This window comes from Psychromonas sp. B3M02 (assembly GCF_003318165.1).
Taxonomy (GTDB): Bacteria; Pseudomonadota; Gammaproteobacteria; order Enterobacterales; family Psychromonadaceae; genus Psychromonas.
In genome coordinates this window covers 1-25,369 of record NZ_QOCB01000112.1, presented here as the reverse complement: position 1 = coordinate 25,369, position 25,369 = coordinate 1, and the positions used below count along the sequence as shown (strand labels likewise).

Genomic DNA, 25,369 nt, shown 5'->3' with positions numbered 1-25,369 from the left:
AGAAAAAGTGGTAACTTGGTGCTACTCTGATTGTGAAATAATACAAAAAAAGCGGTAAGTAGTTATATCAAATTTGATAGTTATTTGTAATTTATTGGAGATAAACGATGAAAACAGCGCGTCCACCTTTACCCCCTTTTAATACCTCAAGTGCTTTATTAAAAGTAAGAGCTGCTGAAAATGCTTGGAACAGTAAAAAACCTGAAGCTATTTCACATGCTTATAGTGAAAATAGTGTGTGGCGCACCCGATCTCAAGTTATTCATGGTAGAGAAGAGATCATTACGTATTTAACCAAGAAATGGCAAAAAGAGTTAGATTATAGATTGATCAAAGAGTTATGGTCATTTAGTGGTAATCGTATTGCAGTTCGCTTTGCCTGTGAATATCGCACACAAGATAACCAGTGGTTTAGAGCACATGGCAATGAGAACTGGGAGTTTGATGGTTTTGGTTTAATGCAAAAACGCTTCGCCTGCATTAATGATTTACCCATTAAAGAGGATGCACGTTTATTAGTGTGGGATGGTGATAAACGCCCTAAAGATTTTCCTAGCCTCTCTGAACTAGGGTTATAGAAAGCCACTATTTTATTATTGAGAACATGTGACCTTTTATTTTTAATTCAAAGAATACCGATCCGAAACTGACAATGTTACGTAATATAATCGACGGTGCATTATTTTATGAAATTAATTTTGCCATCGTCAGGTCTCTATTAGGGATACTGTTGTTGGTAAAAATAATCACCTTGTCTTTGTAAATGATTGAGTCCATATATTGAGCGCAGACGTTATTTTTATTCTCAGGAGTTAGTTCTTCACTAAATTTAAGTGTTAGAGCTTATTTAATATAAAAGGGGGATGATTGGATGCTAACTACTTTCAACCATTCCCCATTTTTCTTAGTTGCATCGCTTAATCGTTTAACGCTTCAATTTGTTTTTCAGTTAACCCTTTAATAGCTGTCCAGTTTACCTGTGCCGTTTCAATATTCCCTGGCACATCTTTTAACCATTCTTTTTGTACATTTTTATTTAGGTTTAAATACAGCTTATTGTCTTCGATATACCAAGCTGTTGGTTCTACATCAAACTTTTGATTCACTGCAACGCCATAAGCACAAAAACCACCATATTGTGGTGCATATTTCGCTGGATCTGATTTAAAGAGATCACGGTTTTTAGCACTAGCAAAATGGTAAATTGCGCCATTATATGCTGCTGTATATTTATCTGAACCCTTTGTTGGCTCCCCTTTTGTGAAGTATGTAACTGTGTCATAACCTTTAATCGCGAGGTCATTTTGGTTGGCATTGACTTCAATGTTTGCCGCGAAGCTAAAGCTACTGGCTAATAATGCAGTACTTACGAGTGTTGATTTAATGATTGATGAAAGTGACATAGTTTGTTTCCCTTTTAACGAGTTGTTTATTGGTAGTTTGTTAATAGAAGTCAGGACTCACCCTTGGCTTGATGAGTAATATATGACTTTTTATTTTACAAAAGGGATGAGATAGTCTTTAAATTGAACCCAATCGTCCAAATCATTCAAGGGAGTAAGCATGGATCAGCTTTCTAGTATTTTGCAGCGTTTTTCAATGAATACAGAAGTGTTTTTTACTGGCAATCTATGCGGTATCAGCCACTTAGGTAAGCAAGACAGTCAAGGGCACTTACATTTACTGCGTAGTGGCGAATTGACTATCATAGATGAACAGGGAAAATCTTTGCTGTTTAATCAACCAACTGTGTTATTTGTTCCACTACCCCATGCTCATCGTATTGTCGGCAGTGTTGAGAACCCACCACAATTGGTTTGTGCTAAAGTCGTTTATGACCAAACGCAATCTAACCCCATTGCTAACTCTTTACCTCATTTATTGCATTTTAACTTTAATGATTGTCCCAATATCAATAAAACAGCCCAGTGGTTATTCGAAGAAGCCTTTCAAGATAAGTGTGGTCGGTTGCCGATGCTCAGTGCTTTAACTGATATTTTTATTATTCATATTTTACGCTTTGTATTAAGTAATAAGTTAATGGAACATGGTTTATTGGCTGGTCTTGCACATCCGCAATTAGCTAAGGTATTAGTGGCTATTCAAGCAAAACCTGAATACTCATGGGGGTTACAAGAGATGGCCGATATTGCATTAATGTCGAGATCTAAATTTGCTGATTTATTTAAAAGAGTCGTAGGTCAAAGCCCAGGAGACTACCTAGTCGATTGGCGTATTAGTGTTGCTAAAACATTATTAAAGGAGAATAAGTCGGTGGCGTTAGTAGCCAATAGCGTAGGTTATGAAAATGGCTCTGCCTTGGCGCGCATCTTTAGGAAAAAATTAGGGCTTTCACCTAAAGAATGGCTGTTGTCCATTCAATAAAAAAGTCTCTTTAAATATTTAATAAGCGCCTGTTTTCTAGCCTTTGTTGATGATTCGATTGACTACTTCATTAGAGCTAGTAAAGTCTGCAATAGGTGGTTTTATAGTGCTTTTTTAAACATTCTGCTTTGCATATTGACCTACTTTCAGTATAGTTTTAGCCTAATATCATGTATTATCTCGAGATAACAATCCTGTAATACTGACAGCTTTTTATAAAGCATAGTAAAGTTGATATGGACAATAAACTTAACATAACTCCCCTTAGCTCATTTTCTGGTTAGGCGGCTCATTTATAATGGAGAAAAAGTGAGATACTGTAAGCTTACAATTGCTTTGATGTTGTCATTTGCAACGAATCTATCTGCTTTAGAGCTGATCACAGCCTCTGAAGATTCTGCTATTGAAAATATAAATCAACAATACGATATTAATAGCTTATTAATATCTTCTAATAATAAACTTGGCCGCTATAACAAAAATGAATTTGAATATAGAGCGTTAAGTTTAGAGATTGAAAACAACAAAAATATCTACCAAAACAACATTGATGCCTTAGCTGATAAAGTTGTCGCTAAAGACAATGTTGCGCAGTACTTTAAAGATCTAGAAGCGCTAGTGTTAAAAATTGATGCTTTAGAGAAAGAGTATGAAGAAAAAGGTAAAGCCTTAAAAGCTGAGCATCAAACGATTATTGATGATGGTAAAAAGTTAAAAGATGCACGTATTAAAAGAAACAGTGAGTTAGCTGCCTTAAAACAAAGAGTCGTTGCACGTTTAACGGAAGAGTTAGCTAACCCTAAAAGTGTTAAAGATGTTTCTTTAAGTGGGACGCTAAGCTGTACTACTTATCAGTCTATTAACCAGTGTTTAACTGAAAACGAAAACTTCATTGTTAAAGATGCTAAAAAATCTGATAACTTCCTAAATGAGCGCAGTGTGTTGCTATCTTACAAAATTGTAGATGCGAGCATGAATTTAGACGGTGATTTATCTTACCGTGCAGCAATGACATTTAAACCAGCTTACAATAATAAAATCGAATCTATCTTAAACGAAAAATTTGGTCTTAAATCTGCCGTACTAACTTTAAAAAGTAATGTAGATGTGGATTGGTATATCGATGGAAATAAAGTCGGTAGTGGTAAAGAGATTACTCAGGAAGTTGCCCTAGGTCGCCATGGTATTTTGGCTTCATATAACTCAGTCGGTCAATCTAGTATCGAAGTGGTTGAAGGTAATGATGAGCTTTTCTACACTTTTTCGGATAAATCGATAAAAACTAAAGCCCAACACTCCTCTGCAACGCAAAAGCAAACGGTCAAAACAGATTACCCTAATGTCTCTACGACACCGCCAAGTAACTCATCTGAAAAGCCGGTGATCAAGTTACAACCCAAAAGTTCGATGAACGAAAAAGTGGATAAAGGTTACTTGTACTTTATGGGGCTTGAGCCTGAAGATAAAGCACAAGAAACGTTCTTATAAAAGAAACTCATTCAAATCTAGTTAATAAAAAGTAACGCCGATTTATCGCTGTTACTTTTTTTATATCTGAATATTGCTATAACGCCTAAAACAACGGCTTTATATTGACTGTTTACCCCGTAACACGTTATTGTTCAGCCTCCTTAGGATATAGTCTTAAAGCTATGCATTTCATCTTAGAATAAACTAAGAGTGAGCTGTTTGGGAACTTGGTCAAACACCAAGGCTGCCCCCGCAACGGTAGAACAGATTAAATTTGTTAAGCCCGGATACCAAACCTTTGGATGATACTTGTTTACAACAAGTACCGTGGTGTTGCGGAGGGCTTCACCGGCTGGTTTATCTTAATTAACGTCACTCAGACATCAAGATAACCATCTCCTCCACAACTTCGCCTGTTATTTACTCAGACGGAGATTTTCCTTTGTTAAACGTTACAAAATTAACACCGAGCATTAACTTAAAACGTTTTATTGCTCCTGCTTTGCTAGTCATTGGTTGCATATTACCTTTTTATGCTAGTGCCCACTTTCAAATGATTTATACCCCAGAATTACTACGTGCTAAGGGCGGAAATATCAGCCTTAAAATGCCTTTCACTCATCCTGCTGCTAGTGGCCATGTGATGAAGGTCGATAAGCCTCAAGCTTTTTATATGATTAAAAAAGGTAAAAAAACAGATTTAATTGATAAGGTGTCAGAGATTGAGTGGGAAAGTGCTGTTGATACTGGCCATGCTTATCAGGCTGATGTGAAGTTACGTGGATTAGGGGATTATGTTTTCATCTCTCAACCATCACCTTACTTTGAAGCTGAAGAAGGTTCTTATATTCAGCAAATCACTAAAACGATTGTGAATGTTGGCGGTTTACCAACGGACTGGAATGAAGACTTCGGTTTAGCTGCGGAAATCGTACCACTAACCAAGCCTTATGCCATTTACGAGGGTGGCATTTTTACTGGTGTGGTTAAATCTCGCGGTCAAGCTGTACCTTTTGCTGAGATTGAAGTGGAGTTTGTTAATTATGTGCCAGAAATGGACAATAATCGTTTTGCTAAAACGCCATTAATGACTACTCCGTCAGACGTTTTTATCACACAAACTATCTATGCTGATGCAAATGGGACCTTTAATTATGTGTTACCTAAAGCTGGACAGTGGGGATTTGCGGCGCTAGGTGTGGGTGAAGAAAAAACATATAACGGTAAAGAATTATCACAAGATGCCGTCATTTGGGTTGAAGCGACTAAATTACCATAGGCTAATAATCGATACTGACTGGTTCAGTTAGTATCTTCTCAAGTAAGTATATAAAGGTAAATTATGCATATAGTGGATGGTGCACTATCTTCACCGGTGTTGATCAGTGGGGCTGTTTTGAGTGCAATAGGCGTATTTATTGGTCTTAAAAAAATGGATTATGATCATCTACCATTAGTGGGTGTGTTAGCTTCTGTTTTTTTTATTGCCTCTTATATTCATCTACCACTGGGATTCTCTAGTGTGCATTTAATTATGAATGGTTTGTTGGGCATTATTCTAGGCTGGGTAGCCTTTCCTGCTTTATTAGTCGCGCTATTATTACAGGTGATCTTTTTCGGTTTTGGTGGATTATTAGTGCTAGGTGTAAACACGCTCAATATTGCGCTACCTGCAGTGCTTATTTATTATCTCTGTTATAAAGGTGTGCGTAATGATAGCCCTAAAATTGCTGCTATTTGGGGAGCCGTTGGTGGTGCAGGGGCGATATTCATTACTGCATTAATGGTGGCATTTGCTTTAGCGCTATCCGGAGAGTCTTTTGTTTTAGCGGCAAAAGCGGTATTACCTGCGCATATTCCGATCATGGTCATTGAGGGTTTTGTTTCTTATGCCGCTGTGTATCTTATTCATACCGTTAAACCTGAATTTATAAGTAAAGGTTCAAATTAATGAATTGGTTAATCTCTTTTGTTGCTATTGTCAGTTTATCTATTTCTACTCATGCTGTTGCTCATAATGTAATGGGTGGCGTCTACGCAGAAGGTTTTGAAATCGAAGGTGAAGCAGGCTTTTCTAATGGTGCAATGGCAAACCCCGGTACAGTTGTGAAAGTGACTGATGATGCTGGAAATACGCTAGGTGAAGTGTTAATTGGTGAAGAGGGCACTTTTGCTTTCACTGCTAAACAACATATTACCCATCATTTTGAAGTGAATATGGGGGCTGGTCATATTTTAAAAATGGACCTACCTGCAGATGAATTGCCGGAAAGTTCAAATGGCCAGTTAGTGACTAGTATTGTCAACGAGGAGCGTACAAACACTGGCAATGAAGCTTCTTCAAAAGGGGCAGAGAGCATAGACACTTTGATGCTAGAAAAAGCTATCGGTAAACAACTCAAACCCTTAAGGCGTGAAATTCAGGAGCTAAAAGAGAAGTCAGGCTTACGTGATATTATTGGTGGCATTGGTTATATTTTTGGATTACTTGGCTTAGTGGCTTTTTTACGAGAGCGTAAACAAAAGGCTAAATTTTAATGTCACAAAGTTTAGAGCATAGCTTAACTTCTTGGTCCGGACAGGCTCTTAAACATCAAAACTCGTGGATTGATGGTATTGATGCTCGCGTGCGGGTTGTTTGCTCTACGTTATTTGCATTAGTGGTGGTATCGAGTCATTCCTTTACACCCACTTTGTTAGGTTTATTTTGTGCTTTTCTGTTGGTGAAAGCTAGCAAGTTAAATATTAAACGTACTCTGCGCCGCGTAGTGGCGATGGATTTGTTTATGTTGACATTAATCTGTATTTTACCTTTTACCACACCCGGTGATGCAATGTTTACTGTGTTTAGTTTAACCGCCAGTTGGCAAGGTTTACTTCATGCTTTATTGATTACGGTGAAAGCGAATGCAGTATTATTAGTGTTATTTTCACTAGTGGCGACCATGAGTGCCTCAACCTTAGGGCATGCGCTTGCACATCTTAAAGTACCTGATAAATTGGTACATTTAATGTTATTCATGGTGCGTTATTTAGATGTGATCAGCCAAGAATATAAAAAAATGCGTAGAGCGATGCAGGCCCGCGCGTTTGTTTTACGTACCAATAGACATACTTGGAAGAGTATTGGTTACCTTTTTGGTATGTTATTAATTCGTTCAGTAGAACGTGCAGAGCGTATCTCAGATGCCATGAAGTGTCGTGGTTTTTGCGGGCGTTATTACCTTAACGATGAGATGAAAATCCGTTCGATTGATTGGATTTTTGCTATCGTGTTTATCTCTTTTTTAATACTGCTAATAGGGCTTAATATTGATGGCTTATTCAAATAAACCTCTCATTAAGATAGAAGATCTTAATTATGCTTACCCAAGGCGTGGCAGTGTATTAAACGCAGTTAATTTTGCCTTATACGAAGGCGAAAAAGTAGTGATTAATGGTGATAATGGGGCAGGTAAAACCACTTTATTACATCTTATTGTTGGTTTGAAAAAAGCGAAAAAAGGCAAAATATCGGGATTTGGCGAAGTGTGTGAAACTGAAAAAGAGTTTAATCGATTACGTGTTAAAGCGGGGTTATTATTTCAAGATCCCGATGATCAGTTATTTTGTCCTACCGTGTTAGAAGATGTGATGTTTGGGCCATTAAACTTAGGTTTTACCAAACAGCAAGCCATTGAAAAATCGATAAGAACATTAACAAGTCTTGGTATGCAAGGTTTTGAATCTCGTATCACTCATCAGCTATCGGGGGGGGAAAAGCGTATGATCACCTTAGCCAGTGTGTTGGTGATGGAGCCACAAGTTTTGATTTTAGATGAACCAACCAATGCACTGGATGAAAAAGCCAAAGCACGCTTGTTATCAGTATTGAAAGCATTACCACAGGCGATGATTATTATCTCTCATGACAAATCATTTTCAGAGCAATTAGCAACACGACAATTAACCTTAAAAGAAGGTTCATTAGTTGATACTGAAGCAACAAACCAAACAATAGCAGTCGCTTAGGGGAGCATGATGGATAACGTAACTGAAGATATCATTTTTCCCTTTAGTGCAGTGCAAGGGCAAAAACAATTTAAATTAGCCTTATTATTAGCCACAGTGAATCCACTCATTGGTGGTGTATTAATTTCTGGTCCAAGAGGCTGTGCTAAATCAACCTTAGCCCGAGCTGTTGCCGATCTTTTACCTGTTACTGAAGATGCTGCCTCAGAGTTTGTTACCTTGCCATTAGGTGCCAGTGAGGAGATGTTGATTGGTACTCTGGATTTAGACCATGTGTTAAAAGGCAAACAAGTTAAGTTTTCACCGGGTTTATTACATAAAGCACATACAGGTGTGCTTTATGTGGATGAGGTTAACTTATTACCTGATCACCTTGTGGATCAAATCTTAGATGTAGCAAGTAGTGGTGTGAATATCGTTGAAAGAGATGGAGTGAGTCATCGCCATGATGCTCGCTTTACATTAATCGGCACAATGAACCCCGACGAAGGTGAATTAAGACCGCAATTAAAAGATCGTTTTGGCTTAATGGTTGAGTTAGATAACCAATACAGCATAGAAGAACGCATTAACATTATAAAAACTCGGCAAGCCTTTGAGCTTGATAAAGTGGCTTTTTGTGATGAATACCAAGCGCCACAAATCTCATTACAACAACAGATCAGCGATGCGCAGGAGTTACTGCCTAAAGTGACCTGTGATGATACCTGTTTAATTGAAATTGCCACACGCTGTCAGCAAGCTAACGTAGATGGCTTACGTGCAGATATTATGATGCATCGAGCGAGTTTAACCCATGCTGCTTGGTGTGGAAGAGCTGCGGTAACGCTTCAGGATATAGAGCAAGTCACACCCTTAGTGTTAGCACATCGCTCACAACCATCTGGCACACCGCCTAATACATCACCTGATCAGCAGAATAATAAGCCTGATAATGGCAATAGAGGCGGCGGTTTCACACGTCCAAAACCGCCTCAATCTAATGACTCTGAATCACAGGCTTCTGAACATCACCCAGAACAACCGCCTGAGCAACAAAAGCAATCGAATAGCGAACAAGGTGAATCCTCTGAGTCTACTGGCGAGTGGGGGGCAATGCCAACTCAATCCGGTGAGCAACAAAAAACCGCAGCACAATCGATTCAATTGCCTGAGTTACAACATACGTCATTAACAAAAGTGATTGATGGCAAGGCATTGCAGGGTGAATTACAGCAAAATGCGCAGGGTAAAACTGCAAAGGGCTTAAGAAAGTCATCGCAGGATAGTCATAAACCGGATTGGTTTAATACCTTATCAAAAAGCTTAGGGCAATGGCCGCCAGCACAGTTTAGCTTTAAAAAAGCCAAAACAGGCCAAGCAAAGCACCACCTTATTTTATTGGATACCTCGGCTTCAACATTAGGCGATAGTTTATCGTCATTAGCAAAATCAGTGGTGATGAATATTGTTGATAGTGCTTACCTACAACGCGAAAAAATTAGTCTGTTAGGCTTTGGTAATAATCAAGTTGAAACCTTAATCAAAGCCGGTAAAGCACCTAAAGAAGTACAATCATTATTGGATGATATTAATGCAGTCGGTGGTACGCCTTTGCGTCAGGTATTAGAAAAAGCAAAACAAAGTATTAAACAACTTAAAATACAAACACCAGACCTTGCATTGTTTTGTTATTTAATTACCGATGGTCGCAGTCGTGCAGATATAGGTGACTTAAAATTACAAATACCGACCCTATTAGTGGATATTGAAAAAGCGACCATAAAGCGTGGTCGAGGTGTTGCATTAGCTGCACAATTAGATGCTCAATACTTTGCGCTTTCATCTTAAACACAGCGTTGATAAAGGAATCAAATGACCAACAAAGCAAGTTGTCCTGCACTATTTTTAGCGGCACCCGCATCGGGACAAGGCAAAACAACCATTACATCAGCCATTGCGCGTTACTTTACTGCGCAAGGTAAAGTCGTACGTGTATTTAAAACTGGCCCTGATTATCTTGATCCACAAATTTTAGCACAAGCTTCGCGAGCACACGTTGAACAGCTAGATATGTGGATGGCTGGTGAAGCTTATTGCCAGCAAAAACTGTTTGAAGCTGCACAACAAGCGGACCTGATTTTAGTGGAAGGCGCGATGGGATTATTTGATGGTGAACCTTCAAGCGCAGACTTAGCGGCACGTTTTAATATTCCCGTTGCCATTGTGATGGATGTAAAAGGCATGGCACAAACAGCCGCTGCTGTGGCTATTGGTTTAGCTAACTTTCGTGATGATTATCATTGCTATGGTTTGATCGCAAATAACTGCAGCAGCGAACGTCATGCACAATTAATTAGAGATGCCTTAGGTGAACAATTACCCTTATTAGCTTGCTTGAAAAAAGATCCAGAAGTGGCATTACCAGAGCGTCATTTAGGATTAGTGCAAGCTAGCGAAGTATTTGATGAATTAGAAGCTAAGTTTACCCTTGGTTGTGAATGGTTAGTGGATGGCGTAAAGCGCGCAGCTGCCAATAGCCCATTCTTAGATTTACCTGCACCCGTTGATTTTTACTCTGCTGAGCAATCGCCAGTTGAGTCATTATTAACGGGGAAAACTATTGCCATTGCACAGGATCTTGCCTTTAGTTTTATTTATCAAGCGAACACCCGTTTATTAGAAGAGATGGGCGCGAAATTAGCTTACTTCTCTCCTTTAAAAGGCGATCAATTACCTGAAGTTGATGCACTTTGGTTGCCGGGTGGTTACCCTGAGTTGTATGCAGAAAAATTGGCTGCGAATAGCGATTTACAAGCTCAAATTAGTGAGTTTAATCAAGCGGGAAAACCTATCTTAGCTGAATGTGGTGGGTTTTTATATTGCCTTAATGAGCTGGTCGATTTAGATGAAAAACACCATAAAATGCTTGGCTTATTGGATGGTTACGGCAGCATGTCCGGTAAACGCGGTTGTCAGGGAATGCAAAAAGCAATCTTACCTGAAGGTGAAATTCATGGGCATGCACACCATAGGTCACGTGCCATTATGCAGATACAACCTATCGGTTATGGGCAACGTCAACGTCACCCTGCACCCGGAGAAGCGATTTATCGTACAGAGAATTTAACGGCGAGTTACTTACATCTATTTTTCCCATCGAATCCCGCTTTAATTGCGGATCTTTTTATGGGTAAGTTACAAGCGGTTGATCAAGAGAAATTAATGGCATGGGAAAACTATAATAACCCATCAGTAACGGGTGCAGTGAGTAAAGAGACTCAACAGCAAGCAGCCATGCAAGCACAACAATAGGGTAAGCTGAAATATGTGGCCGGAAACAAGCGAAACAGAGCAACCATTACGTAATGGTTTAACCACAGGAAGTTGTGCAACAGCTTGCTGTGTTGCTGCTGTGCGCGCGTTACTAGCCAACAAACAACCTGCCAGCGTTGAAATCACCTTGCCAAGAGGTGAAGTGGTTAACCTTGATATTATTGATTATCAAGCGCTTGAACAAGGCATACGGACTAGTACTATTAAAGATGCTGGTGATGATCCCGATGCCACACATGGCGCGACGTTATTTGTTGAATTACGCTTACAGCCAACAACGGGTATTACCTTTAAAGCGGCTGAAGGTGTCGGAACAGTAACCCGTGATGGGTTAGTGTTAGCGATTGGTGAGCCTGCGATTAACCCAGTGCCTCGAAAAATGATGACAGAGCACCTTGAACATTATGCTCAGGCATATCAGTATCAAGGTGGTTTTGAAGTGTCAGTGGGCATTGTCAACGGTGAGCAAATTGCCACTAATACCATGAATAGCCGATTGGGTATTATTGGTGGCTTATCAATTTTAGGTACTACAGGTATTGTTCGACCTTATTCTTGCGCCGCTTATATTGCGTCTATTCATCAAGGCATTGATGTAGCGAGAGTGAATGGTTTCACCCATTTAGCGGCTTCAACGGGTATTGCCAGTGAACATGCCATTAAAGCATTTTATCAAATGGACGAGATCAGCCTGATTGAAATGGGCGACTTTGTTGGGGCCATGATGAAATATTTGCGCCGTGAAAAAATCGACCCTAAATCAGGTAACCGTATTCAAAAACTCAGTATTAGTGCAGGATTTGGTAAGTTAACCAAGTTAGCTAATGGACATTTAGATCTTAACAGTCGCCAATCCAGTATCGACTTTGAGCAGTTAGCAACCATTGCAAAAAATCTAGGTGCTAGTACCGAGTTACAACAACAAATTATAAGCGCAAACACCACTATCCAAGTGCTTAATATGACCAAACAAGCAGGTTTAGATATCGCCACTGTAGTGTGTATTGAAGCCTTAAAGTTTGCTAAAACCATTGTTCATGAATCCATTGAGGTAGAAGTATGGGCAGTGAATCGAAAAGGGTTGTTTGTGGCTAATAGTCATCAAGATAAGTTCGATGCCGATGGTAAGATAATCAATCAAACCGAGGCTAACTAATGAGAGTTTTAGTAGTTGGTGGTACAGCTGACGGGCGTAAATTAGCAACTGAATTACATAGGTTAGGCTTTGATGTTATCTACAGCATTGCAGGAATTGTGCGTAAAGCTACGGTACCTTGTTTGTCTATTAGCGGTGGTTTTACTCAGTTTGGCGGCTTAGCAAGATACCTTACAGACAATAAAATAACGCATGTTATTGATGCCACTCACCCCTTTGCTCAAACTATGAGTAATACCATTGCTACAGTCACTAAAGCTTTATCTGTTACCGCTATCCGCTTTCATCGTAAAGCATGGCTGAAAACAGCGCAGGACAATTGGATTGAGGTTGATGATTGGCCTAGTTTAATTGAACAAGTTGCTCAACATGATTCGTTATTCATCACTGCAGGGCAAGTATCACAACAAGTGATTAATGCTTTATCTACACAATCAAAGCAAGTGTTATTACGCACTGCGATGCCGGCTAAAATCATTTTACCTGCTAATGTCACCTGGTTAAAAGCGATTGGTCCTTTTCATCTTGAAGATGAAAAACAGTTATTAGCCACTTATCATATTGATGCGGTGATCAGTAAAAACAGTGGTGGTGATGCCACTTATGCAAAGATTGAAGCCGCTGCATCAGCCAATATTCCCGTTTATCAATTTAAACGTCCAGATCTGCAAGCCTTAACTTATCAGTTTGATGATGCTGCAAATTGCATTGCGTTATTACAATCATCACTGACTTTATCTGAATCAGCAGACACACCTAATACCAGAGTAATTGAGCAAAAAATGAAATTTGATTATATCCACGATCCCAGTTTGATCGAAAATGAAAGCTTTCGTCAAATCAGAACCTTAACTGACCTAGAGCACTTGTCTATAGAAGCCCAACAAGTGGTAATGCGTGTTGTGCATAGTGTTGGTATTCCAGCAGTCGCAACACAGGTTAAGTTCAGTGAGAATGCTTGCGAGTCTGGTATTGTGGCTTTAAAAAAAGGCGCACCAATCCTGTGTGACGTGGAGATGGTAAAACAGGGTATCACCAAGCGAATGATTAAAACTGATCCTTACTGCTTTTTGAATGCACAAGGTGTGCCTGAGCGCGCAAAGGAAACTGGTGAAACGCGAACTATGGCAGCATTAACTGCATGGTTACCTTATTTAGAAGGCAGTGTAGTGGTCATTGGTAATGCACCTACTGCACTGTTTCGTTTATTAGAAATGATTGACCAAGGTGCGCCGAAACCGGCTTTGATTATCGGTATGCCAGTTGGATTTGTTGGCGCCGCAGAATCGAAACAAGCGCTATGGGATCTTCACCAAACACTAGGCATAGAATGCATTACATTATTGGGCCGCGAAGGTGGTAGCGCAGTATCAAGTGCAAGTTGTAATGCCTTATTACGTTGTATTAAAGGGGAATTATATTAATGATTAATTTTTTCAGTAAGTTAGCAAGTAAATTAGGGTTAACTTCAGGCTCAAGTAAGCACGCTAGAACACTTGCAACTGGCGCTCGCGAGATCTCCGTAATTGGTTTAGGTGTTGCAGAAAATGCGATGCTTAGTGAACAAGCATTATTTGCACTGCAGTCAGCAGATTTAGTGATTGGCTCTGAGCGTCAATTATTAACATTAGAGAAATACTTAGCCGTTGCACCGACTATCGCAACACTAGAAGAGGGCGAGCAACAAGATCTTGAGCCAAAGGCCGATAACCTTCCGCCAAGAACTGAGATTTTACCTAAATTAAAAGAGCTACAAGCATTAATTGAAACAGAACAAAATGTAGTGGTATTAGGCTCGGGTGATCCACTTTATTACGGTATAGGTACTTGGATCAGCAAGCATTTCAAAGATGCATCAGTGCGCTTTTTCCCTGCTATTTCAAGCATTACTCAAGCTTGTCACAGCTTATCTATTTCACAACAAGATGTGAATGTAGTGAGTTTACATGGTCGTCCTTTAGCGAGATTAAAAGTGGCACTAAAAGCGCAACAAACCTTGTTATTACTAACCGATAACCAGAGTCTGCCTGAACACCTTGCCGAAGTGTGTCGTGAAGCAGGGTTTCCTGAAGCGGAAATTATTGTTTGTGAACGTTTAGGTTATAGCGACCAAAAAATATCTAAATTTACAGTGGCGAGTTTATTAGATGACACAGCAGAAAATGAACAGAGTTTTGACCCGTTACATGTTTCTTTTGTTTTATGTGGTCCGAATAAAGGCTATTTACCGGAGTTTCCTGGGATTAAGGATCACGATTTTGAAACTGGTGAATTAGGTAGCAAGGGCATGATAAGCAAGCGAGAAGTGCGTTTAGCTATTTTATCGCTATTACAACCAAGTAAAGATGATTTAATTTGGGATATTGGTGCTGGCTGTGGTGGTGTATCTGTGGAATTAGCATATTGGCAGCCACAGGCAAAAATACATAGCGTCGAACATCACCAAGAACGTTTTGATTGCTTGTTATTAAACCAACAAAAATTTGGTGTAGTACGTAACTTAAAACCACACTTAGCACGTGCACCTCAAGGCTTAGCGAATTTACCTGCTGCAAATAAAATCTTTATTGGCGGTAGTGATGGTGAATTGCCTCAGTTATTAACTCAGTTATGGGCAAAGTTACCTGATAATGGTCAAATTGTTGTTTCTGCTGTAATGGAAAAAACCAAGTCACAATTATTAGATTTTTATTCTCAGCGTGAAACATTAAAAGACGCTGAATTAGAAACATTACAGATTGCCGTTAATAAAAGCAGAACTTTGGGTGGACAATTAGCTTATCGTCCAGCGCTAGCGGTAAGTTTATTTAGTTTCACTAAAAAGGCGAAGAAGGTAATGTCATGCGCGAATTAACCTCAACACCAAAAACTGCATTATTTATTGGTGTGGGTGTCGGTCCTGGTGACCCTGAGCTATTAACATTAAAAGCATTTCGTGCGATTCAAGCTGCCGATGTGATCTGTTATTTAGAGAATGAAGCAGGGGAATCACAGGCGTTAACCATTGCCAGCGAAGCATTAAAAGATCCGATTAAAACACAACAGCACCTAGGGGTACGTTTTGCTATGTCGCGTCAGCGTGTTGCTGCTAATGCTGCTTATGATAAAGCGATTATGCAAATTCAAGCTGAGCTTAAGCAAGGTAAAACCGTGGTGTTTTTATGTGAAGGTGACCCGTTATTCTTTGGATCATTTACCTATCTATTAGAGCGATTAGAAAGTCAGTATCAATCACAAGTCATTCCTGGTGTACCTGCTTTTGTTGCGGCAACGGCTGAATTACAACTGCCATTAACGGTATTAAAGCAATCTTTTGCTGTGATCACAGGACGTCATAGTGATACCAAAATTAAAGCGGCATTATTAGAGCATGATGCGGTTGTGATCATGAAGGCGGGGATTGAACGCCCACGTTTAATTAGCCTATTAAAAGAAACCAAACGATTTGATGATGCCAATTATTTGGAATATATCAGTCGTGACCAACAAAAAATAATTCGAGATTTAAATCAGTTAGACAATGTTGCTGGGCCTTACTTCTCACTATTTGTGATCACCCGTGAGGAATTCACGGCGTGATCCGTATTATCTGTTTAACAGAAGTGGGGTTACAGCTAGCAAGGCGTTTACAACACCTTTTAGATAGTGCTTCAACACCTATAAATAGTGACGTTTGCTATAAACCAACGCCCTTTAAAGAGCATATACAAAGCTACTTTACACAAGGTGATATACTTATTTTTATCTGCGCAACGGGTATTGTGATGCGAACTTTAGCGCCAGTGATAAAGGATAAATATAACGACCCTGCGGTGCTGGTTTTAGATGAGCAAGGGCAATTTGTGATCCCGCTACTATCCGGTCACGAAGGTGGAGCGAATGAATTAGCGAGACAAGTTAGCGAATTACTTGAAAACCAACTGGTGTTAACTACAGCGAATAGTTATTTAAAGCCTAAATATGTAGTAGGGATGGGCTGTGAGCGCCACTGTCCTGAGCAGGTTTTACAAGGTTTGTTAGCCGAATGCTTAGTGAAAGTGGGACTGACCATTGATGATATTAGTGCCATTACCAGTATCGACATTAAGAGCGATGAAGTGGGGTTAATTGGCTTAGCTGAAACATTACAAAAACCTTACTTAACCTTTGATGCAAAGACCTTAAGCACGATGGAAGGGCGCCTTTCCACTAAGTCTGATTATATTTTAAAAACCGTTGGAGTATATGGCGTAGCAGAGTCTGCGGCACTGTATCAAGCCCAACAGTTAACTAATAACGGTAGTGAGTTACTACTGAATAAACATAAAAACAAACAAGCTACCTGTGCAATCGCCAGAAGTTATAGCCTGTAGAACATTAAAAACTAGGAAATAAAATGAGTTTAAAAAAACAACTTTTTGTTGTCGGTATGGGACCGGGAAATGCAGATTTAGTCGCACCAAAAGCATTAAAAGCGGTTGAGCAAAGTACTGATTTAGTCGCTTATGGACTGTATTTAGACTTATTAGGAGAGCCTTGTAATAACAAGGTACACCATGATTTACCGTTAGGGGAAGAGATTGGTCGTGCGCGTCTAGCATTAGATCTAGCGGCAAGCGGCAAAACCACATCACTTATATCAAGTGGTGATATTGGCATCTATGCCATGGCGACTTTAGTCTTTGAATTGTTAGATAGACAACTTCAAGGCTTAGAAGATCACCCTGAATGGTTAGATGTTGAGATTGACGTTGTACCGGGTATATCTGCGATGCAAGCTGGTGCAAGTCGCATTGGTGCCATGTTAGGGCATGATTTCTGTACTGTGAGTTTGTCGGATCTTTTAACACCATGGGAAACCATCGATAAGCGTATCCATAGTGCTGGTGAAGGGGATTTTGTTATCTCTTTCTATAACCCGGTATCGAAAAAGCGTGATTGGCAGCTTAACCACGCACGTGACGTGTTATTAAAATATCGTCCAGCATCTACACCTGTGTTACTAGGCCGTCAATTAACCCGTGAAGATGAAACGATTCGTATTATCCGTTTAGATGAATTGGATGCGAAAGATGTTGATATGTTTACTTTAGTCAGTGTGGGTAATAGTGAGTCTCGCCATATCATTAATGGTGATAAGTCATGGGTTTATACGCCACGTGGTTATAAAAAGAAATTATAGCGTCGCACTTCAAGCGTTTTCTGCGTTAAAAGTGATATTTAAAGCTAAAAGTATTAATTAAGAAGGATTCAACATGAAAGTTTATTTTATCGGTGCAGGGCCGGGTGATCCTGAGTTGATGACCATTAAAGGCGCACGTTTATTAAAGCAGTGCCCTATTGTTTTGTATGCAGGTTCATTAATTCCGCGTCAAACATTACAAGATGTTGAAGACAGCGCAGAGTTGATTGTTGATACCGCTAAGATCAACCTAGATGAGATGGAAGCTTACTTTGTAGAAGCTGCAAAAGAGGGCAAAGATGTTGCCCGTTTACAGTGTGGTGATCCTGCATTATATGGCGCTATCGCAGAGCAAATTCGTCGTTTAGAAAAACACGGTATCGACTATGAAGTGGTACCCGGTGTTAGTGCAACGGCTGCTTCTGCTGCCTATTTAGGCAAAGAGCTCACACTTTCTGGTGTATCGCAAACGGTGATCATGACGCGTTATGAAGGTAAAACACCTTTTCCAGAACGTGAGCGTTTACCACAGCTTGCTCAAAGTGGAGCAACACTAGCTATCCATTTAGGTATTACCAAAATTCGTAAAATAGTGGCGGAATTGATCCCACATTATGGTGAGGATTGCCCTGTTGCTGTTTGTTACCGAAGCTCATGGCCTGACCAAGATAAAGTGACAGGCACTTTAGCGGATATCGCAGACAAAGTAGAAGCAAAAGGCTTTAAATTAACAGCGCTTATTTTAGTAGGTCATGTATTGGATACCACCAACTTCCAAGATTCATACCTGTATAAAAAAGAGCAACCGAATATATTTCGTCGTCGTAAGAACACACTTTCCATTGAAGAGTTAGAGGTAAACAATGTCAGCAAGTAACGTTTCATTAAACAAAATTCCAACCACAGTCGTGACCGGTTTCTTAGGCAGCGGTAAAACAACTTTACTGGCTAACTTACTTAAAAAAGCTAAAGGCAAACGTATTGCCGTGATCATGAATGAGTTTGGTGAGTTAGATATCGACTCAGAACTACTACGCAGCTGCCCACTGGAATGTGAAGATGAAGCGGCAGAATTAGTCGGTGGCGAAGATGGTATTTACGAGCTCGCTAATGGTTGTATCTGTTGTACCGTTGAGGAAGAGTTTTTACCTGTGATGGAAAAACTGGTTGAGCGTCGTGACCAAATTGACCATATCCTGATTGAAACATCAGGCTTAGCGTTACCAAAACCATTAGTACAAGCCTTTAACTGGCCGGGTATTAAAGAGCATTGCACCGTTGATGCCGTTATTACTGTGGTTGACGGACCAGCTATTGCTGCAGGTCGTTTTGCTGCCGATGAAGATAAAGTATTAAAACAACGTGCTATGGACGAAAGTTTAGATCATGATCCAAGCTTACAAGAGCTATTAGATGATCAGCTTAACTCTGCTGATTTAGTGGTAGTAAGTAAAAGCGATCTATTAAATATAGAAGAGCAAGCGCGTGTTAAAGGCGTAGTACAAAAACGTCTACCAAGCTCTGTAAAAACCGCTTATATCAATAACGGTGATGTGCCACTAGAAGTCTTAATTGGTATCAATGCAGGTTCTGAGAAAAACATTGATAAAGTGCATAACCACCACGATCATCATCATGCTCACGGTGCCCATCACGACCACGCACACGATCACTTTGATTCAATGGTGATCAGCTTAGGTACAGTGGATGCTGACAAGCTTAAAGCTAACGTAGAAAAGCTGTTAAATGAATTTAATCTATTTCGTATTAAAGGTTTTGCAGCCGTTGAAAACAAACCAATGCGTCAAGTATTACAAGCAGTTGGTAAACGTTTAGATGTGCATTTTGACCGTTTATGGGAAGCGACTGAAACGCCAAAAACAGAATTAGTCTTAATCGGTAAAGGCTTAGATCAAGCAACCGTGACTGCTATTCTAAAAAGCGCTGAGGTTTAATCGTTAATGCACCTATTAGCAGCACAACCGGGCGGGTTTGTTGAGCAAGAGGGGATTGTGGATTTAGCACAATCTCCGGCACCGTTAGTGATGTTCAGCGCAGCCGATAGTCAATTAACGGCGCTTTCTGCAGGACATCAAACAGCTACTGAAGCTCACGCTTTAGTAGAAACGCGTTTAGTGAATTGGACTAACTTATTAAAGCCAGCGGCCTTCGACCTTTATGAAGATAAAGTACTAGAGCAAGCGCAGGTTGTGGTCGTGTCGTTGTTAGGTGGCAAAGCGTATTGGCAATATGGTGTGGATGGGCTGATTCGTTGGTCAAAACAAGCGCCTAATCGTCATCTTATTTTAGTACCCGGTGATGACAATATCGACCCAGAGTTGATTGAGTTATCTACTGTGTCAGCGCAAGTTCAGCATCAAGTTTGGCGTTACTGTCGAGCAGGCGGTATTGATAATAGTGCGCAGTTATTTACCTTTTTAAACCAGCAATTTTTTGAGCTTTCAGTGCAGTCGAAAGAAGCTGAGTTCCTGCCAGTCGCGCAGTTTTATAATCAAGATAAAATACAATGGCAAGCTGGACAGCAAGTGGTTGCGCTACTTTTTTATCGTAGCCATTTACAATCCGCTAACTGTCAGATGTTTGATCAACTTATTCAATTAATGTCTGATAATGGCTTGAATCCACTACCGATAGTGATCAGCTCATTAAAAGATCCTGAAGCAATGACCGTGGTAAATGCTTTACTCGTCGAACATCATTGTCGCCTCATTTTAAACACCACAGGTTTTGCATCAAACACCGTCAGTACACCTGGGTTAAGCTCACAACCTAATAGTTTTACACGTTTATTTGACGTAGATATTCCGATTCTACAGCTAGTACTCTCCAGTAGTACCTTAGAAGATTGGCAAGATTATAAGCAAGGTTTACGCAGCCGTGATATCGCTATGCAAGTGGTGTTACCGGAAATGGATGGCAAAGTCTTAACGCGTGCCATTAGCTTCAAAAGTGAAGCGTTTTACGATGAAAAAACACAGATCTCTTTAGTACAATATCAATTACATCAAGAGCGCGCACTATTTGTGATTGAGCTGGCTAAAAAATATATTCAGTTATCTCAAAGGGCTAATCAAGATAAACGCATTGCGTTGATCTTAGCAAACTATCCCACAAAAGATGGGCGAATAGGCAATGGTGTTGGTTTAGACACGCCCAATTCAACCGTCAATATACTGAATAAATTGAAAGCTGCAGGTTATCCAGTGGGGAATGTGCCAGAAAACGGTAATCAATTGATTGAGCAATTATTACAGTCTGTCACCAATAACCCAAACACTTTACATCATTTAGCCTGTTGGCAAAGCTTATCTTTAAAAGATTATACACAATACTTTGCGGCATTACCTTTAGTCAGCCAACAAGCGATTACGGCACGTTGGGGGCAACCTGAAGACGATTTAAAATGCCGTAATGGACGCTTAATGATCGCAGGGATCCGTTTAGGCGAAACCTTTATAGGTATTCAACCTGCTCGTGGCTTTAATATCGACTTGTTAGCTAATTACCATGACCCTGATTTAGTGCCACCACATAACTACTTAGCCTTCTATTTTTGGTTACGCTTTACTTACCAAGTGAATGCCGTTATTCATGTGGGAAAGCACGGTAATTTAGAATGGCTACCTGGCAAAGGCTTAGCGTTGTCTAACGAGTGTTGGCCAGATGCAGTATTAGGTCCTATGCCTCACTTTTATCCATTCATCGTTAATGATCCAGGAGAAGGGGCGCAGGCAAAGCGTCGCACACAAGCGGTTATTGTTGACCATTTAATGCCGCCCATGGCGCGTGCAGAAACTTACGGGGATATGGCTGAACTAGAAGGGCTGGTGGATGAGTACTATCAAGCACAAGGTTTAGATACACGCCGTGAAGTTTGGTTACGAGAGCAGATTTTAGAGAAAGTACAAAGCACTAATATCTTAGATGAATTAAATGAAGCAGCACGTGGTGATGATAACCAAGTGTTAGAAGAATTAGATACTTACTTATGTGATATTAAAGAGTCACAAATTCGCCATGGCTTGCATATTTTAGGGGAGTTACCAGAGAACCATAAAATCGCAAATACCTTAATAGCCTTATTACGTTTACCACGTGGGGAAGGGGATATTAATCAAGGCATTTTACACTGTTTAGTCAGTGATTTTTCATTGTTGCTTGATGGAGAATTGTTTGATCCATTAAGCGCAGGCCGTGAAAATTGGACTGGGCTTAAACCTAATTTATTGGCGACTGTCTGTGATTCATTATGGCGCAGTACCGCAGATACCCGAGAGCGTTTAGAGCTGTTGGCTTTACAGTGGGTAGAGCATTACTTATTAGCTAATAACGACCTTGCTGAATTGATTGAGTTCCCCGCAACGCATGCTTTATTGGTTTACGCCAAAGAGACGATTCATCAAGCATTAAAGCAAAGCGTGGATAACGAATTAAACGCCATTATCGAAGGGCTTGATGGTAAGTTTATCGAAGCTGGTCCCAGTGGCGCGCCAACCCGTGGACGATTAGATACCTTGCCTACTGGGCGTAATTTCTATTCCGTTGATAACCGTGCCATTCCATCTAAAGCCGCGTGGGTGTTAGGTCAACAATCATCACAAGCGTTAATACATCGACATTTACAAGAACATGGTGATTACCCGAAACAACTGGGGTTATCAGTATGGGGAACAGCAACCATGCGAACTGGCGGTGATGATATCGCGCAGGCCTTTGCTTTAATGGGCGTAAAACCTATTTGGGCAGAAGGCAGTCACCGCGTAGTTGATTTTGAAATTATTCCCTTCCAACTACTGAATCGACCTCGCGTTGATGTAACGTTGCGTGTATCTGGTTTTTTCCGTGATGCTTTTGCCAATGTAATGGCGTTATTTGATGCGGCAGTGGTGGCCATTAGTGAACTTAAAGAGCCGGGTAATAACAATTTAATTCAGCATAATATTCAACAACGTGAAGCGCAATTAATTGCCGATGGTATGAATGTTACGCAAGCGAAACGTCAAGCAAGTTATCGCGTGTTTGGATCAAAACCCGGTGCCTATGGCGCAGGTTTACAAGGTTTGATTGATGAACGTTGTTGGGAAGAGAAAAGTGATTTAGCGGAGGCCTATTTAAACTGGGGCGGTTATGCCTACGGAAATAGTGACAAAGACGGCGTGCAGGCTAAGGAAGCGTTTTTAGATAGATTAAGCAATATCGATGTCGTGGTACAGAACCAAGATAACCGTGAACATGACCTGTTGGATTCAGACGATTATTACCAATTCCAAGGCGGTATGAGCAATGCGGCACAAGTCTATTCAGGCAAAGCGCCCACCATTTATCATAGTGACCATAGCAATCCAAGTAAACCAGTGATCAGAACGCTCAAAGAAGAACTAAACCGAGTGTTACGTTCACGCGTATTGAATCCGAAATGGATCGAAGCAATGCGTGAACATGGTTATAAGGGCGCTTTTGAAATGGGGGCGACAGTGGATTATCTGTTTGCTTATGATGCAACCACGGATTTGATAGCCGATTATCAATATCAGCAAGTGACCGATACCCTATTGATGGATCCAACTAACCAACAATTTTTAAAAGATAATAACCCGCAAATAATGGAAGAGATGGCAGAGCGTTTAATGGAAGCAGCACAACGTGGTTTATGGCAAGCAACTGATGAATATCAAGAAAAATTACAGGACTTGTTGTTACAGTGTGATGAGATGCAAGAGAGTCGATCATGAAGAGCCAGCATAGCTATCTAGAAACTGAAAAGCAGGCGATTTATAAGGTGATTAAAGAGCGTCGAGATATGCGTCACTTTAGCCCACAACCTTTAGAAGAAGGGTTATTGTTAAAATTATTAACCGTTGCGAATCAAGCGCCAAGTGTTGGTTTGATGCAACCATGGCGGTTTATTCGAGTGACTAATCAACAGTTAAGAAGTGATATTCAACAACTAGTTGCTTCCGAGCGAACAGCAACTGCAGATTTATTGGATGAGCGTAAAAGCGAGTTCTTAAAATTAAAAGTGGAAGGCATTGCTGAATGTGCAGAGTTAATTGTTGTTGCATTACCCGATGGTCGTGAGAAGCATGTGTTTGGCCGTCGAACCATGCCAGATATGGACTTAGCATCAGTATCCTGTGCGATTCAAAACATGTGGTTAGCGGCAAGGGCAGAAGGGATTGGATTAGGCTGGGTGTCATTATTTGAGCCAGTTCAATTGGCTAATTTATTGAATATGCCAGCGGACAGCCGACCTATTGCGATTTTATGTATTGGGCATGTTGAAAAGTTTTATGAAAAGCCAATGTTAATCGAACAAAAGTGGGGCGAGGCCGCGCCAATAGAAACATTTTTGTTTGAGAATAGTTGGCCAGAAAAAGTGTAATAAATAGTAGGTTAACGTTGCTGTTTTTATTGCTATTGGTACCATGGCAGCCAAATCAGCCCCCGCAAAAAATTGATAAGAAAAAGAGATTTAAAATGAATGAACAACTAGTTAAAAAAGGCATTATGGTGTGTGGTCACGGTAGCCGTGATAAAGATGCTGAAGTGGAATTCTCATTAGTGGCTGAAGGCTTAAAAAAACGTTTTCCAGATATGCCTGTTGAGTACGGATTTTTAGAATATTCTGCACCTAATATTCACATGGGGTTAAACAGTTTAATCGCTCAAGGTGTTAACCACATATATGCTGTACCAGGTATGTTATTCGCAGCAACCCATGCGAAAAATGACATTCCTTCAGTATTAACCACCTTCGAAGAAAAAAACGAAGGTCTACAAGTAACGTATGGTCAAGAATTAGGTTTGCAGCAGCCGATGATTAATGCTTTTCAAGCACGTATTTACGAATCATTAGGTTTAGATGTAAACAATCCACCTAAAGAACTTTACGATACGATGCTGGTGGTTGTTGGACGCGGTACTTCAGATACTGAAGCCAATGCTGAAGCGGCAAAATTAACTCGTATCGTGAGTGAAAATATGGGCTTTGGCTGGGCTGATACCGTTTACTCTGGTGTGACTTACCCTTCTGTAGGTGTTGGTCTTGAGAAGCTATTAAAGCTAGGTTATAAGCGTATTGTAGTTGCGCCATACTTCTTGTTTACAGGCCGTTTAATCAAACGTATCTCAGGTTACATTGATAAAGTAGCAAAAGAGAATCCTGAAGTTGAATTCATCAATACACCTTACTTACGTGACCACGACAAAGTGATTGATGCCTTTGAAGTACGTGTTCGTAATATTATGGATGATAAACCGGTTCAGGGCGAAGACTTAATGGCAACATTTAAACGTCGTTTAGCCGCGGGTGAAGTGGATGTACATCATCACCATGCAGAATACCAAGATCCTGAAGCACACAGCCATGATCACTCTCATGACCATAGCCATTCACACGATCATTCGCATGAATATGGCCATAGTCATTCACATGACCATTCTCATGAACATGGTCAATCACATGATCATAGTCACAGCGAGCCACATAGCCACGGGGTTTATAAACATATTGCGCACCCATTAGGCCCAAGAACCATGATCGGTGAAGGTGTTTGTTGTTGTTTTATGGGGCAGTTCCCGCAAGAAATATTGGACGAAGAAAAAGAGCGAATTGAAAATGGTGTACAAGGTGAAGCCTTAGCACATCGTAAATAACCTCTGCGTTTTTAAGCCCTGAGCTACTGCAACAGTAAGTAGTCTTAATAAACAGTTATCAACTATCTTGATAACTGTTTATTTACTATTGACCTCCCTATACTATGTACTTATATTCAATGGCTTAGATACATTAAAATCAGTTAGTTTATTGAATCAAATTTTATTATGATTGTCTTATACCAATTGTATTA

Annotated in this window: 22 protein-coding genes and 1 riboswitch; of the genes, 21 read left to right on the top strand and 1 reads right to left on the bottom strand. The window is 40.2% G+C overall.

Annotated features, from left to right (window positions below):
* Positions 1 to 107 precede the first annotated feature (107 nt).
* Entirely contained in the window at positions 108 to 578 is a 471-nt protein-coding gene (locus tag DS885_RS12435; RefSeq protein WP_113819746.1) for a nuclear transport factor 2 family protein, read from the top strand.
* 339 nt (positions 579 to 917) lie between these two features.
* Here the strand turns inward: DS885_RS12435 and DS885_RS12430 are convergent, their stop codons facing one another.
* Positions 918 to 1,403: a YHS domain-containing (seleno)protein gene (locus DS885_RS12430; protein ID WP_113819745.1), complete on the bottom strand. Its 486-nt coding sequence runs from the start codon at positions 1,401 to 1,403 to the stop codon at positions 918 to 920.
* A 160-nt stretch (positions 1,404 to 1,563) separates the two neighbouring features.
* Here DS885_RS12430 and DS885_RS12425 point away from each other — a divergent pair, with 160 nt between their 5' ends.
* From DS885_RS12425 to DS885_RS12330, 20 genes are all read left to right on the top strand, one after another.
* Positions 1,564 to 2,385: an AraC family transcriptional regulator gene (locus tag DS885_RS12425; RefSeq protein ID WP_113819744.1), complete on the top strand. Its 822-nt coding sequence runs from the start codon at positions 1,564 to 1,566 to the stop codon at positions 2,383 to 2,385.
* Positions 2,386 to 2,694: 309 nt separating this feature from the next.
* Entirely contained in the window at positions 2,695 to 3,873 is a 1,179-nt protein-coding gene (locus tag DS885_RS12420; protein WP_113819743.1) for a hypothetical protein, read from the top strand.
* Between the two features lie 154 nt (positions 3,874 to 4,027).
* Positions 4,028 to 4,168, top strand: a riboswitch (cobalamin riboswitch).
* A 129-nt stretch (positions 4,169 to 4,297) separates the two neighbouring features.
* The gene (locus DS885_RS12415) at positions 4,298 to 5,134 is read left to right on the top strand and encodes a DUF4198 domain-containing protein (RefSeq protein WP_220149697.1); all 837 of its coding nucleotides are present in this window, start codon (positions 4,298 to 4,300) and stop codon (positions 5,132 to 5,134) included.
* Positions 5,135 to 5,197: 63 nt separating this feature from the next.
* Positions 5,198 to 5,806, top strand: coding sequence for a cobalt transporter CbiM (gene cbiM / locus DS885_RS12410; RefSeq protein ID WP_113819742.1), 609 nt, complete (start codon positions 5,198 to 5,200; stop codon positions 5,804 to 5,806).
* The gene (locus tag DS885_RS12405; RefSeq protein WP_113819741.1) at positions 5,806 to 6,393 is read left to right on the top strand and encodes a hypothetical protein; all 588 of its coding nucleotides are present in this window, start codon (positions 5,806 to 5,808) and stop codon (positions 6,391 to 6,393) included. Before cbiM ends, DS885_RS12405 begins: the two co-directional genes overlap by 1 nt.
* Positions 6,393 to 7,187 (top strand): cobalt ECF transporter T component CbiQ, encoded by a 795-nt coding sequence (gene cbiQ / locus DS885_RS12400; RefSeq protein WP_113819740.1) that lies wholly within the window; start codon positions 6,393 to 6,395, stop codon positions 7,185 to 7,187. The genes DS885_RS12405 and cbiQ overlap by 1 nt, the downstream gene beginning before the upstream one ends.
* Positions 7,171 to 7,866, top strand: a complete 696-nt coding sequence (locus DS885_RS12395; RefSeq protein ID WP_113819739.1) for an energy-coupling factor ABC transporter ATP-binding protein — start codon at positions 7,171 to 7,173, stop codon at positions 7,864 to 7,866. The genes cbiQ and DS885_RS12395 overlap by 17 nt, the downstream gene beginning before the upstream one ends.
* 9 nt (positions 7,867 to 7,875) lie before the next feature.
* Entirely contained in the window at positions 7,876 to 9,696 is a 1,821-nt protein-coding gene (locus tag DS885_RS12390; protein WP_220149696.1) for an ATP-binding protein, read from the top strand.
* A gap of 24 nt (positions 9,697 to 9,720) precedes the next feature.
* Positions 9,721 to 11,160: a cobyrinate a,c-diamide synthase gene (locus DS885_RS12385; RefSeq protein ID WP_113819737.1), complete on the top strand. Its 1,440-nt coding sequence runs from the start codon at positions 9,721 to 9,723 to the stop codon at positions 11,158 to 11,160.
* Between the two features lie 13 nt (positions 11,161 to 11,173).
* Entirely contained in the window at positions 11,174 to 12,337 is a 1,164-nt protein-coding gene (locus DS885_RS12380; protein WP_113819736.1) for a cobalt-precorrin-5B (C(1))-methyltransferase, read from the top strand.
* Positions 12,337 to 13,761, top strand: coding sequence for a precorrin-8X methylmutase (locus DS885_RS12375; protein ID WP_113819735.1), 1,425 nt, complete (start codon positions 12,337 to 12,339; stop codon positions 13,759 to 13,761). The genes DS885_RS12380 and DS885_RS12375 overlap by 1 nt, the downstream gene beginning before the upstream one ends.
* On the top strand, positions 13,761 to 15,191 hold the full coding sequence (cbiE, locus tag DS885_RS12370; RefSeq protein ID WP_113819734.1) for a precorrin-6y C5,15-methyltransferase (decarboxylating) subunit CbiE: 1,431 nt from the start codon (positions 13,761 to 13,763) through the stop codon (positions 15,189 to 15,191). The genes DS885_RS12375 and cbiE overlap by 1 nt, the downstream gene beginning before the upstream one ends.
* Complete coding sequence (gene cobI, locus DS885_RS12365) at positions 15,179 to 15,916, top strand: precorrin-2 C(20)-methyltransferase (RefSeq protein ID WP_113819733.1); 738 nt, start codon at positions 15,179 to 15,181, stop codon at positions 15,914 to 15,916. Before cbiE ends, cobI begins: the two co-directional genes overlap by 13 nt.
* Positions 15,913 to 16,689, top strand: a complete 777-nt coding sequence (locus DS885_RS12360) for a cobalt-precorrin 5A hydrolase (protein WP_113819732.1) — start codon at positions 15,913 to 15,915, stop codon at positions 16,687 to 16,689. Before cobI ends, DS885_RS12360 begins: the two co-directional genes overlap by 4 nt.
* 23 nt (positions 16,690 to 16,712) lie before the next feature.
* Positions 16,713 to 17,498 (top strand): precorrin-3B C(17)-methyltransferase, encoded by a 786-nt coding sequence (gene cobJ / locus DS885_RS12355; RefSeq protein ID WP_113819731.1) that lies wholly within the window; start codon positions 16,713 to 16,715, stop codon positions 17,496 to 17,498.
* A gap of 73 nt (positions 17,499 to 17,571) precedes the next feature.
* A complete protein-coding gene (gene cobM / locus DS885_RS12350; RefSeq protein WP_113819730.1) occupies positions 17,572 to 18,375 on the top strand; it encodes a precorrin-4 C(11)-methyltransferase in 804 nt (267 codons plus the stop codon).
* The gene (cobW, locus tag DS885_RS12345; protein WP_113819729.1) at positions 18,362 to 19,453 is read left to right on the top strand and encodes a cobalamin biosynthesis protein CobW; all 1,092 of its coding nucleotides are present in this window, start codon (positions 18,362 to 18,364) and stop codon (positions 19,451 to 19,453) included. Before cobM ends, cobW begins: the two co-directional genes overlap by 14 nt.
* 6 nt (positions 19,454 to 19,459) lie before the next feature.
* Entirely contained in the window at positions 19,460 to 23,251 is a 3,792-nt protein-coding gene (gene cobN / locus DS885_RS12340; RefSeq protein ID WP_113819728.1) for a cobaltochelatase subunit CobN, read from the top strand.
* On the top strand, positions 23,248 to 23,901 hold the full coding sequence (gene bluB, locus DS885_RS12335; protein WP_113819727.1) for a 5,6-dimethylbenzimidazole synthase: 654 nt from the start codon (positions 23,248 to 23,250) through the stop codon (positions 23,899 to 23,901). Before cobN ends, bluB begins: the two co-directional genes overlap by 4 nt.
* Before the next feature lie 95 nt (positions 23,902 to 23,996).
* Positions 23,997 to 25,175: a sirohydrochlorin chelatase gene (locus tag DS885_RS12330; RefSeq protein ID WP_113819726.1), complete on the top strand. Its 1,179-nt coding sequence runs from the start codon at positions 23,997 to 23,999 to the stop codon at positions 25,173 to 25,175.
* Positions 25,176 to 25,369: the final 194 nt, after the last annotated feature.

Bases quoted from the DNA above. Each gene is read 5' to 3' on its own strand.
- cobJ (WP_113819731.1), top strand. From the start codon at position 16,713: ATGAGTTTAAAAAAACAACTTTTTGTTGTCGGTATGGGACCGGGAAAT.
- cobI (WP_113819733.1), top strand. From the start codon at position 15,179: ATGCGCGAATTAACCTCAACACCAAAAACTGCATTATTTATTGGTGTG.
- DS885_RS12385 (WP_113819737.1), top strand. From the start codon at position 9,721: ATGACCAACAAAGCAAGTTGTCCTGCACTATTTTTAGCGGCACCCGCA.
- cbiQ (WP_113819740.1), top strand. From the start codon at position 6,393: ATGTCACAAAGTTTAGAGCATAGCTTAACTTCTTGGTCCGGACAGGCT.
- cbiE (WP_113819734.1), top strand. From the start codon at position 13,761: ATGATTAATTTTTTCAGTAAGTTAGCAAGTAAATTAGGGTTAACTTCA.
- DS885_RS12425 (WP_113819744.1), top strand. From the start codon at position 1,564: ATGGATCAGCTTTCTAGTATTTTGCAGCGTTTTTCAATGAATACAGAA.
- DS885_RS12395 (WP_113819739.1), top strand. From the start codon at position 7,171: ATGGCTTATTCAAATAAACCTCTCATTAAGATAGAAGATCTTAATTAT.
- DS885_RS12430 (WP_113819745.1), bottom strand. From the start codon at position 1,403: ATGTCACTTTCATCAATCATTAAATCAACACTCGTAAGTACTGCATTA.
- DS885_RS12435 (WP_113819746.1), top strand. From the start codon at position 108: ATGAAAACAGCGCGTCCACCTTTACCCCCTTTTAATACCTCAAGTGCT.
- DS885_RS12390 (WP_220149696.1), top strand. From the start codon at position 7,876: ATGGATAACGTAACTGAAGATATCATTTTTCCCTTTAGTGCAGTGCAA.
- DS885_RS12380 (WP_113819736.1), top strand. From the start codon at position 11,174: ATGTGGCCGGAAACAAGCGAAACAGAGCAACCATTACGTAATGGTTTA.
- DS885_RS12405 (WP_113819741.1), top strand. From the start codon at position 5,806: ATGAATTGGTTAATCTCTTTTGTTGCTATTGTCAGTTTATCTATTTCT.
- cbiM (WP_113819742.1), top strand. From the start codon at position 5,198: ATGCATATAGTGGATGGTGCACTATCTTCACCGGTGTTGATCAGTGGG.
- DS885_RS12330 (WP_113819726.1), top strand. From the start codon at position 23,997: ATGAATGAACAACTAGTTAAAAAAGGCATTATGGTGTGTGGTCACGGT.
- cobN (WP_113819728.1), top strand. From the start codon at position 19,460: ATGCACCTATTAGCAGCACAACCGGGCGGGTTTGTTGAGCAAGAGGGG.
- cobM (WP_113819730.1), top strand. From the start codon at position 17,572: ATGAAAGTTTATTTTATCGGTGCAGGGCCGGGTGATCCTGAGTTGATG.
- DS885_RS12375 (WP_113819735.1), top strand. From the start codon at position 12,337: ATGAGAGTTTTAGTAGTTGGTGGTACAGCTGACGGGCGTAAATTAGCA.
- bluB (WP_113819727.1), top strand. From the start codon at position 23,248: ATGAAGAGCCAGCATAGCTATCTAGAAACTGAAAAGCAGGCGATTTAT.
- cobW (WP_113819729.1), top strand. From the start codon at position 18,362: ATGTCAGCAAGTAACGTTTCATTAAACAAAATTCCAACCACAGTCGTG.